Raw genomic sequence first — 10003 nt, 5'->3', positions numbered from 1 at the left:
TGCCGTGCCGGTCGTGGATGGGCAGGGCGGCGGCGAAGATCCCGCCCAAGGACACCAGGGCGGCGACGATGCGCCAGACCACGGCGAACGACGCCCAGGGGCCCGGCTGCAGCAGTGCGGCGCACGCGGCGACGAGCCCGCCGATCATGAAGGCGACCACAACGCCGAAGACGCCGTCCGCGCTCTCCCCGGCCTGCCAGGCATACCACGCGGTGAGCGCGCCGAGCCCGACGATCAGGGCGGGCCGGGACCGGACGGCATACGCATAGAGCGCGGCGCCGATCCCCCACGCGGCAAGGAGCCTCGGCTCATAGGCAGGCACCTGCACGCTCTGTGCGGCCTGGAAGATCACCGCTCCGAAGGCCCCCGCCGCCAGGAGCCGGCCGACGCTCCGGAATGGCTCGTCGAGGCGCTCGGCACCCGCGCTCAGGCCCACCCAGATCGCGGCGAGCAGCACGAACCGCCACAGCGGGGAGAGCTGGTCGAGATTGCTCGCCACCAGCCAGATCAACCCGACGACCACGAAGGCGCCACCGAGCCACAGCAGCACATCCCATGCTGAGCGGCCGCGCGAGGGCGGCCCCTCGACATACCTCCCCCGGATCGCGCCGGCGGCGTCGGGGCTGACCAGCCCCTCCCGCTCCCAGTCGCGCAATTGCTCGACCAGCCAGTTCCACTGCTCCGGGTTGACCGGATGTTTGGTTCCAGTCGGTGCTGCCATGCCGCCATTGAAGCGCCGGCGACCGGCGCGCGTCATGAGTTGCGCTACTCAGAAGCCAAGTCGTTGCAACTGCTTGGGGTCGCGTTGCCAGTCTTTGGCGACCTTGACCCGCAGGTGCAGATAGACCCGGCGGCCGAGCAGCTTCTCGATGCCGGCTCGGGCCTCGGTGCCGACCTCGCGCAGCCGCGAGCCGCCCTTGCCGATGATGATGGCCTTCTGGGAGTCGCGCTCGACGAAGATGTTGACCTGGATGTCGAGAATCGGCTTGTCGGCCGGGGCGTCCTCGCGCTCGGTCATCTCCTCCACGACGACGGCGATCGAGTGCGGCAACTCGTCGCGGACACCTTCCAGGGCGGCTTCGCGCACGAGTTCGGCGATGCGGGTGTCGGTCTCCTCGTCGGTGACGACGCCCTCGGGGTAGAGCGGGCCGGGCGACGGCGGGAGGTATGCCGTGAGCACCTTCAGCACGTCGTCCACCTGGTCCCCGCGGGCGGCCGAACACGGGACGATCGCGGCCCAGTCGGCGAGTTGGTCGATGGCGATCAGGTGCTCGGCCAAGCGCTTCTTGTCGACCGTGTCGATCTTGGTCGCGATGGCGACGACGGGCAGCTTCTTGCCGCGCATCAGCTCGGTGAGTTCGTTCGCGATGAACCGGTCGCCGGGGCCGATCCGCTGGTCGGCCGGCAGGCAGAACCCGACGACGTCGACGTCGAGCAGCGTGGCCCGGACCAGGTCGTTGAGTCTCTCCCCCAACAGAGTTCGCGCCTTGTGCAGGCCGGGGGTGTCGACGAGGATCAGCTGGCTCGCGGGTCCGGTGACGATGCCTCGGATGGTATGCCGCGTGGTCTGGGGCTTGGAAGAGGTTATCGCCACCTTGTCGCCGACGAGGGCGTTGGTCAGCGTCGACTTGCCGGCGTTGGGCCGGCCGACCAGGCACGCGAAGCCGGCGACATACGGCTGCTCGGAAGGCCTCATGCGCGCTGCTCCTTGCTGCGGCTGCCGGCCGCATCCTGCGCCTCGACGAGTTCGCCGTCGGCCCCGACCACGGAGGGCAGCGGCGTGACGAGCACCGAGGCGATCCGGTGACGGCGCCCGGCCATCCGCTCGGCGGTCAGCAGGAAGCGGCCCACCTCGCACGTGGATCCGAGGATCGGCACCTGTCCGAGCTGCTTGGCGATCAGGCCACCGACCGAGTCGACGTCGTCCTCGTCGAGGTCGATGTCGAACTCCTCGGCGAAGTCGTCGACGTTCATCGTCGCGGGGATCCGGAAGCGACCGTCCCCGAGGTCTTCGACTCCCGGTGTTTCCCGGTCGTATTCGTCGTCGATCTCGCCGACGATCTCCTCGATGATGTCCTCGATGGTCACCAGGCCAGCGGTGCCACCGTATTCGTCCACGACGATGGCAATGTGCACCGAGCCGAGTTGCATCTCCCGGAGCAGGTCGTCGACCGGTTTCGACTCGGGCACGAAGGGCATCGGCCGCATGATGGAGGCGATAGGGAGCGTGCTGAGTTCGACTCCGCCGGAAGTCATGTGGCGGACTAGGTCCTTGAGGTAGACAAGCCCGACGACATCGTCCGGTCCGTCGCCGACGACCGGCAGCCGAGAGAACCCGGAGCGGTTGAAGAGCGACATCGCCTGGCGCCCGTGCTTGCCCACCTCGATGGAGACCATGTCGGTGCGCGGCACCATGACCTCGCGCGCCACGGTGTCGCCGAGTTCGAAGACCGAATGCAGCATCTCTCGCTCGTCGTCCTCGATGAGCGAGTTCTCCCCCGCGATGTCGACCAGATCGCGCAGCTCCGACTCGGACTGGAAGGGCCCGTCGCGATAGCCGCGGCCCGGGGTGACCATGTTGGCGATCAGCACCAGGAGGCGCGCGACCGGACCAAGGATGCGACGCAGCCATGCGATCAGCGGCGCGAGAGCGAGCGCCACCCGGTCGGAGTGCTGGCGACCCAGCGTCCGTGGCGAAACACCCACGGCGACAAAGGAAACCAATGACATGATGCCGATCGAGATCAGCAACGTTCGCCAGAAACTGTCGGTGAGCGAACTCACCGACAAGGTGATGCACACGGCGGCGACTGCTTCGGCGACCGCGCGCAAGAATGCGGTCACCGAGAGATAGGCGGCGCTGTCGCCGAGGATCTTGGCCAGGGAGCGGGCCCCGGCGCGGCCCTCGTCGCCGAGCTCCTCGGCGCGCACCCGGCTGGAGCGGCTGATGGCGGCCTCACCGAGCGCGAGGACGAAGGCGAAGAGGATCGCGGCGATCGCGACGAGGATCAGGCGGGTGGGCATCGTCAGCCGGCCGGCCGGCCGCGGGAGGCGAGGAAGGTCAACAGCAGCTGGCGCTGCAGGTCGAACATCTCCTTCTCCTCCGCGGGCTCGGCGTGGTCGAAGCCGAGCAGGTGCAGGATGCCGTGGGTGGTGAGGAGCAACATTTCCTCCGCTGGGGCGTGGCCGGCTTCGGCGGCCTGCTTGGTGGCGACGCTCGGGCACAGCACGATGTCGCCGAGCACACCCTCTTCGGGTGCCTCGCCCTCCCGGCCGGGACGCAGCTCGTCCATCGGGAAGCTCATCACGTCGGTCGGGCCGGCAAGGTCCATCCACTGCTCGTGCAGGACGGTCATCGTGGCCTCGTCGACGAGACGGACACACAGCTCCGCCTGGGGGTGGACCCGCATTGCGGCCATCACGTGCCGGGAGAGATCGACCAGTTCCACCTCGTCGACGACGTAGTCGGTCTCATTGAGGACGTCGACGCTCACCGGCGGCCTTTCGCGTCGTCGGGGCGTGCGCGGTCTTGGTGTCCCAGCGCCCGTAGGCGTCGACGATCTCACCCACGAGGCGGTGGCGCACGACGTCCTGTGAGGTCAGTTGCGAGAAGTGGACGTCCTCGATGCCCTGGAGGATCTCCTGCACCACGCGCAGGCCGCTCTGGGTGCCGCCGGGCAGGTCGACCTGGGTGACATCGCCCGTCACGACCATCTTGGAGCCGAAGCCGAGGCGGGTAAGGAACATCTTCATCTGCTCGGGCGAGGTGTTCTGGGCCTCGTCGAGGATGACGAAGGCGTCGTTGAGAGAGCGGCCGCGCATGAACGCCAGGGGTGCGACCTCGATGGTGCCGGCCGCCATCAGGCGGGGGATCGACTCGGGATCGATCATGTCGTGGAGGGCGTCATAGAGCGGCCGCAGGTAGGGGTCGATCTTGTCGGTCAGCGTGCCGGGCAGGAACCCCAGCCGCTCGCCCGCCTCGACGGCCGGCCGGGTCAGGATGATCCGGTTGACCTGCTTTGCCTGCAGCGCCGCGACGGCCTTGGCCATCGCGAGATAGGTCTTGCCGGTGCCGGCCGGGCCGATCCCGAAGACGATGGTGTGGGCATCGATCGCGTCGACATAGCGCTTCTGGTTGAGCGTCTTGGGACGGATGGTGCGACCGCGGTTGGAGACGATGTTCATCGTCAGCACATCCGCCGGCCGCTCCGTCGTCTGCGCCCGGAGCATGGCGATCGAGCGCTCGACGGCGTCGCGGTTGAGCGGCTGACCGCCGGCGATGACGGCGAGCAACTCATCGATCGTGCGCTCGACGATAGCGACGTCGGCGCTCGGACCGCTCATGCGGAACTCGTTGCCGCGGACGAGGATCTCGACGGCGGGGAATTGCCGCTCGAGCGTGCGCAGGAGTTCGTCGCGAGGGCCGAGCAGGGAGACCATCGCGACGCTGGATGGGATCTCGACGGTGTGCATGGGGTGCACCGGCTGCGGCAGGCCGCTCGCCTGGGATGGATGGTCACTCATGGGTCCGGCCATTCTAGGCGGGGTCTCACCCAGGGGGCCACGCCATTGTCCGGCCACCCAGCAGGTGGAAGTGGCAGTGGAAGACGCTCTGGCCGGCGTCGGCGCCCGTGTTGGTCACCAGGCGGTATCCCGCGCCGAGCCCCTCGTCCTGCGCCACCTGGGCGGCGAGCGCGACCACTGCCGCCAGGTCCCCCGGGTGCTCGCCGAGCTCCGCCGCCGTGGCAACGTGCTTCTTGGGGATCACGAGCACATGCGTGGGCGCCTGCGGGTTGATGTCGCGGAAGGCGAGTGCCAGCTCGCTCTCCGCCACGACGTCGGGCTCGATGTCGCGGACGATGAACTTGCAGAACAGGCAGTCCTCACTCATACGGTCCAACCTAGCGCCGCGCCAGGCCGCGAAACCTGGGAGCGGGACCCGGCCTGGCCGAGACGGGCGCGGTTTTTGTTGTCGGGCCGGCCTATTTCCCGGCCCGACAACGAAAGCCTGGCCCCGGTCACCGAGAACCTGGCCCCACAACGAGAATGTGGCCCGACAACGTGGCCGAGCTGCCGGTCAACCAGATCCGTGCGTGATACGTGGATGGCGCGTGAGAATGGCGGCCGTGGCGAAGCCTGCAGATCTACACCGGATGGGTGCCGACGAGGCGCTCGCCGCGCTGTATGCCGCGCAATGGGCCCCGATGGTGCGCCTGGCCTGGCTGCTCGTGCGCGACCAGGGGGTGGCGGAGGACGTGGTTCAGGACGCGCTGCTGGGCATTCACCGGCGCTGGGGGCAGCTCGCCGACAAGGGGCAGGCGGTCGGCTACCTGCGCCGCAGCGTCGTCAATGCGTGCCGTTCGGTGCAGCGGCACCGCAAGGTCGAGTCGGACTATCTCGCGAAAGCCGGCCCCGCCGGACGCGACGCCACCACCGCCAGCGCCGAGGAGCTCGCCCTGCGCCAGGTGGGCAACGCCGCCATGCGCGCCGCGGTGGAGCGCCTCCCCCGCCGACAGCGCGAGGTGCTCATCCTGCGCTACTACGCCGACCTGTCCGAAGCCCAGATCGCCGACACCCTCCAGATCTCGCCCGGCTCGGTCAAGGCCCACGCCCACCGCGGCCTGCTCGCCCTGCGCGACCTGGTCACCGACCCCCGCCCCTCCAGGGAGGACACCCCATGAACGCCCCCACCGACGACCTGCGCGACCTCGAGGATTCGCTGCGCGCGGCCTTGCGGGCCGACGCGGACGCGATCACCCCGGGCGATCGCCTCGGGGAGGTCCGGGCAGCGGCGATGCGCCAGCCCGGCCAGACACGCCGCGCCCGCTGGCTGACCGTGCTTGCGGTCGCGGCCGCGGTCGTGCTGGTCTCCACCCTCGCGATGGCTTCGCTGCGGGCGGGCAAGCCCGCGGTCGATCCCGCCGCCTCAGCCGTGACCCTCTCCTCGGCCCCCGCGGGGTCGAAGACGTCGGCGGGAGCGGCCACCGGGGCGTCGGAGGCGACCGGTGCCGCCCTTCCGGTCTACTACCTGACCAAAGACCCATTCAGGGACCTGCTCCGACTCGACCGCACCTTCGTGGCGCCGGGCGACCTCGAGCCCCCCCTCGCCGCCGACGCGTCCGTCACCGACCGCATTGCGGCCGCGCTGGCCTGGCCGGAGCCGGGTGTCCATGCCGGTGAGGGCATCCCGACGCCCACCGCCGACATGACCGTGACGGGAGTGGACGTCAGTTCGGACCTCATCACGATCGGCCTCGGGGGCGTCTCGGGCAACGAGAGCGGCTGGGACGAGACGACGACCTCGCGCGCGCTGCAGCAGATCGTGCTGACCGCGCAGGCGGTGCTCGGCCGTGGTGACATCCCCGTGACCTTCGAACTGGCCGACGGCGCCACCGAACTGTGGGGCCGCTATGCAGCCACCGAGCGCTACCACCGGCCGAGCACCCCACTTGTGGAAGCGATGGCCGACCCCATCTGGATCGACCGGCCGGGCTACGGCCAGACGGTGCCGGCAGGGAGTCCGCTCACCGTGTCGGGGCTGACGGCCGAGACGAGCGGGCGGCTCTTCTGGCAGGTCGACGACCAGCCGTGGCAGGAGGTCGCGACGGGCGGGCCGGCCCCTGACGGCGCCTTCTTGCCGGTCGCCTACTCGTTCGCCGTGCCCGCGCTGCCCTCCGGTCCGCATACGCTGCAGGTGCGGACCGCGGACGAGCGGGACGTCAGCTCCACCCGGTTCGTCGTGGAGTAAGGCTCAGCGCCAGCGCTCGTCCGCGGACAGCACCGCGATCGCGGCGGGGCCGGCGGAGGAGGACCGCAGGACGGTCGAGCCGAGGCGCACGGGGATGCCGCCGGCGGAACTGAGCGTCGCGAGTTCGCCAGACGAGATGCCACCCTCCGGGCCGACGATGATGATGATCTCGCCGGCACCCGGAATCGGTTGTGCCGCAAGGGGAAGCACGGCCTCCTCGTGCAGGATGAAGGCGACCGTGGCCTGCCCGATCCGGCGCGGCAGCTGGGAGGTGTCGACCAGTTGCTCGACCGGCGGCACGAACGCGCGGCGGCTCTGCTTGGCCGCCGCCGTGACCACGTCGACCCACTTGGAGCGCGACTTCTCGGCGCGTTCACCACGCCACTGCACGATCGATCGCTCGGCCTGCCAGGGCACGATGCGGTCGACGCCGTACTCGGTGGCGGCCTCGATGGCCGCCTCGTCCCGCTCACCCTTGGCCAGGGCCTGCACCAGCGTGATCGACGGCACGGGGGGCGGCTCGTCGGTGACCTGCTCGACGCTCATCGTGACCTCGTTGCCCGCGGCCTCGATGACGGAGCCGGTGATCTGGCGCCCGGCGCCGTCGCCGACCATCAGCTGCTCACCCGCCCGCAGGCGCTTGACGGTGGCGGCATGCCGGCCCTCGGCGCCGCCGAGGACATAGGCCGAGCCGGCCCGCGCGTCCGCGAGATCGCCGGGGTCGGTCAGGAAGAGCGGGAGGGTCATCGGATCACCAGATCGGGGTCAGCGGGGTTTGAAGGCATCACGCAGCTTGCCCATGAAGCCGTGGTCGCCCGGAGCGGACAATTTGCCCGTGGGTGCTTCCTCGTGCCGCAGCGCGGCCAGCTGACGCAGCAGCCCCTCCTGCTCGGCGTCGAGCTTGGTCGGAGTGCGCACGTCAGTATGCACGAGCAGGTCGCCCCGTCCGCCCGCGCGCAGGTGGGTCACGCCGAGACCGCGCAGGGTGATCGTCTCCCCCGGCTGCGTGCCCGGCTTGATGTCGATGTCCTGGACGCCGTCGAAGGTCTCCAGTTTCATCCCGGCGCCGAGCGCGGCCGCCGTCATCGGCACCTGCAGGCTCGCGTGCAGGTCGTCGCCGCGCCGGGTGAAGGTGGGGTGCGGGTTGACCGACACCTCGACATACAGATCCCCGGGGGGACCACCACCCGGCCCGACCTCGCCCTCCCCGACGAGGTGGATCCGGGTGCCGGTGTCGACACCGGCCGGGATGGCGATCGTCATCGTGCGCTGAGTGCGCACTCGGCCCTGCCCCGAACACTCGAAGCACGGGTGGGTGATCGTCTCGCCGAAGCCCTGGCACGCGCCGCAGGGGCGCGACGTCATGACCTGCCCGAGGAAGCTGCGCTGGACCTGCTGCACCTCGCCGCGGCCACCGCATACCTCGCAGCGGCGCTTGCCGGTGCCCGGCTGCGACCCGTCGCCATGACACGTGCCGCACGCGGCAGCGGTCTCGATGGTCAGGTCCTTCTCGCCGCCGAAGACGGCGTCCACGAGGTCGATCGGCAGCCGCACCAGGCCGTCCTGACCTCGCGAGGTGCGCGAGCGCGGGCCCCGCGACGACGCGCCGCCGGCACCGGGCCCGAAGAAGGCGTCCATGATGTCGCTGAACGAGAAGCCCTGCCCGAAACCGGCGTGCGCCCCGCCGTACGGGTCGTTGCCCATGTCGTACTGGCGCCGCTTGTCGGGGTCGGAGAGCACGTCATACGCCTGCGAGACGCGCTTGAACTCCTCCTCGGCCTCGTGGCCGGGGTTGACGTCCGGGTGCAGCTTGCGGGCGAGCCGGCGGTATGCCGATTTGATCGCCTCGGGGCTGGCATCCCGGGAGACCCCGAGATCCTGGTAGTAGTCGTTCACCTGATCCTCTGATCGATTCGGTCGAGTTCGCGCCGGGCTAGGTGGCCAGGAGCGAGGAGATGTAAGCGGCGACGGCGCGGACCGCGGCCATGCTGGCGGGGTAGTCCATCCGGGTCGGACCGACCACGCCGAGCCCGCCGACGACCTGGCCGCCCGTGCCGTAGCCGGTGGTCACCATCGAGGTCGACTGCAGCCCCGTGACCGGGTTCTCGTGGCCGATGCGCACGGCGATGTGCTCGCCACCGGCCGCTGTGGAGAGCAACCGAAGCAGCACCACATGTTGTTCCAGGGCGTCGAGCACGGGCTCCAGGGTGGCGGGGAAGTCGGCCGGCCGGCGCACCAGATTGGCCGTGCCGGCGAGGGTGACCCGCTCCTCGCGCTCCTCGACGAGAGCGTCGTCGAGTGCCCCGACGACATGGCGCACGATGTCCCGCTCCCCCGGCGCGAACGCATCGGGCAGGGCGGACAGGGCCGCCGCAGCATCGACGAGGAGCCGGCCGGCGGCGGCCGAGTTGATGCCGGTGCGCAGGCGCGCGACGAGGTCGGCCTCGTCCGCGAGCGGGGTGTCGATGTCGAGGATGCGCTGTTCGACCCGTCCGGTGGTCGTGATGAGGACGACCATCAGGCGGGAATCGACGATCGGGACGATCTCGATGTGCCGCACGCTCGAGCGGGTCAGCGACGGGTACTGCATCATCGCCACCTGCCCGGTCAGCGACGACAACAACCGCACCGTGCGATCGACGACGTCGTCGAGGTCGACCGGGTCCTGCAGGAACTCGGCGATCGCGGCCTGCTCGGCCCGGCTCATCGGTTTGATCTGGGAGAGCCGGTCGACGAAAAGCCGGTAGCCGGCGTCCGTCGGCACTCGCCCCGCGCTCGTGTGCGGCGCGACGATCAGCCCCTCCTCCTCGAGGGCGGCCATGTCGTTGCGGATGGTGGCCGCCGACACGCCGAACGCGTGCCGCTCCAGGAGCGCCTTGGACCCGACCGGCTCGCTGGTGTGCACATAGTCGCGGACGATGGCCCCGAGCACGGCGAGGCGGCGATCGCCGGACGTATGCCGTTCGCTGGACATCTCGTGGGCCTCCTCCCGCTGGCACTCGCGCATACAGAGTGCCAATTCTATCTACCTCCCGGAGTCCGCTCGGCTCCGCGCATAAAGTGCCCGGGTGAGCGATCGGTATGGCAGTGACGTCCTCTCCGGCGACTGGCGGAAACCGGCGCGGGGCCGGGCGATCGATCAGCCCGCGGAACCGGGCCTGGTCGTCGAGGAGGTAGAGACCGGCTGGGTGGGGGCGATCGTCGGCGTCGAGACGATCGGCGGCCAGCAGGTGGTCCGGTTGGAGGACCGCCGCG

General features: G+C 70.2%; 12 protein-coding genes. 3 read left to right on the top strand and 9 right to left on the bottom strand.

From position 1 onward, the window contains the following. The 6 genes from BN11_RS05095 to BN11_RS05070 form a co-directional block, all read right to left on the bottom strand. On the bottom strand, nt 1-721 hold a 721-nt coding region (locus BN11_RS05095; protein ID WP_162213161.1), incomplete at its 3' end, for a DUF2157 domain-containing protein. Between the two features lie 48 nt (nt 722-769). Next, complete coding sequence (era, locus tag BN11_RS05090; RefSeq protein ID WP_048695327.1) at nt 770-1696, bottom strand: GTPase Era; 927 nt, start codon at nt 1694-1696, stop codon at nt 770-772. Then, a complete protein-coding gene (locus BN11_RS05085; protein ID WP_048695324.1) occupies nt 1693-3024 on the bottom strand; it encodes a hemolysin family protein in 1332 nt (443 codons plus the stop codon). The genes era and BN11_RS05085 overlap by 4 nt, the downstream gene beginning before the upstream one ends. A 2-nt stretch (nt 3025-3026) precedes the next feature. After that, nucleotides 3027-3494 carry an rRNA maturation RNase YbeY gene (gene ybeY, locus BN11_RS05080; protein WP_048695321.1) on the bottom strand — a complete coding sequence of 156 codons (468 nt, stop codon included), beginning with the start codon at nt 3492-3494 and terminating at the stop codon, nt 3027-3029. After that, nucleotides 3472-4524 carry a PhoH family protein gene (locus tag BN11_RS05075; protein ID WP_048695319.1) on the bottom strand — a complete coding sequence of 351 codons (1053 nt, stop codon included), beginning with the start codon at nt 4522-4524 and terminating at the stop codon, nt 3472-3474. Before BN11_RS05075 ends, ybeY begins: the two co-directional genes overlap by 23 nt. Nucleotides 4525-4549: 25 nt before the next feature. Beyond that, a complete protein-coding gene (locus BN11_RS05070; RefSeq protein ID WP_048695316.1) occupies nt 4550-4891 on the bottom strand; it encodes an HIT domain-containing protein in 342 nt (113 codons plus the stop codon). Nucleotides 4892-5126: 235 nt separating this feature from the next. Here BN11_RS05070 and BN11_RS05065 point away from each other — a divergent pair, with 235 nt between their 5' ends. Beyond that, the gene (locus BN11_RS05065) at nt 5127-5681 is read left to right on the top strand and encodes a SigE family RNA polymerase sigma factor (RefSeq protein ID WP_235435367.1); all 555 of its coding nucleotides are present in this window, start codon (nt 5127-5129) and stop codon (nt 5679-5681) included. After that, complete coding sequence (locus tag BN11_RS05060) at nt 5678-6748, top strand: hypothetical protein (RefSeq protein ID WP_048695309.1); 1071 nt, start codon at nt 5678-5680, stop codon at nt 6746-6748. Before BN11_RS05065 ends, BN11_RS05060 begins: the two co-directional genes overlap by 4 nt. A gap of 3 nt (nt 6749-6751) precedes the next feature. Here BN11_RS05060 and BN11_RS05055 read toward each other — a convergent pair whose 3' ends face one another. From BN11_RS05055 to hrcA, 3 genes are read right to left on the bottom strand one after another with little or no spacing between them, the layout of a single operon-like run. Next, nucleotides 6752-7495 carry a 16S rRNA (uracil(1498)-N(3))-methyltransferase gene (locus tag BN11_RS05055; protein WP_048695307.1) on the bottom strand — a complete coding sequence of 248 codons (744 nt, stop codon included), beginning with the start codon at nt 7493-7495 and terminating at the stop codon, nt 6752-6754. An 18-nt stretch (nt 7496-7513) separates the two neighbouring features. Further along, on the bottom strand, nt 7514-8644 hold the full coding sequence (gene dnaJ, locus BN11_RS05050; RefSeq protein WP_048695304.1) for a molecular chaperone DnaJ: 1131 nt from the start codon (nt 8642-8644) through the stop codon (nt 7514-7516). 37 nt (nt 8645-8681) lie between these two features. Further along, nucleotides 8682-9755 (bottom strand): heat-inducible transcriptional repressor HrcA, encoded by a 1074-nt coding sequence (gene hrcA, locus BN11_RS05045; RefSeq protein WP_235435366.1) that lies wholly within the window; start codon nt 9753-9755, stop codon nt 8682-8684. 61 nt (nt 9756-9816) lie between these two features. On the opposite strand from hrcA, the gene BN11_RS05040 reads away from it, so the two are divergent. Continuing rightward, nucleotides 9817-10003: DUF3097 family protein (locus BN11_RS05040; RefSeq protein WP_048695302.1), on the top strand; the 187-nt coding region annotated here is incomplete at its 3' end.

This window comes from Nostocoides australiense Ben110, assembly GCF_001050535.1.
In the GTDB taxonomy this organism is placed as follows: domain Bacteria; phylum Actinomycetota; class Actinomycetes; order Actinomycetales; family Dermatophilaceae; genus Nostocoides_A; species Nostocoides_A australiense.
The sequence above is the reverse complement of the archived record's forward strand: the minus strand, read 5'-3'. Positions and strand labels throughout refer to the sequence as shown.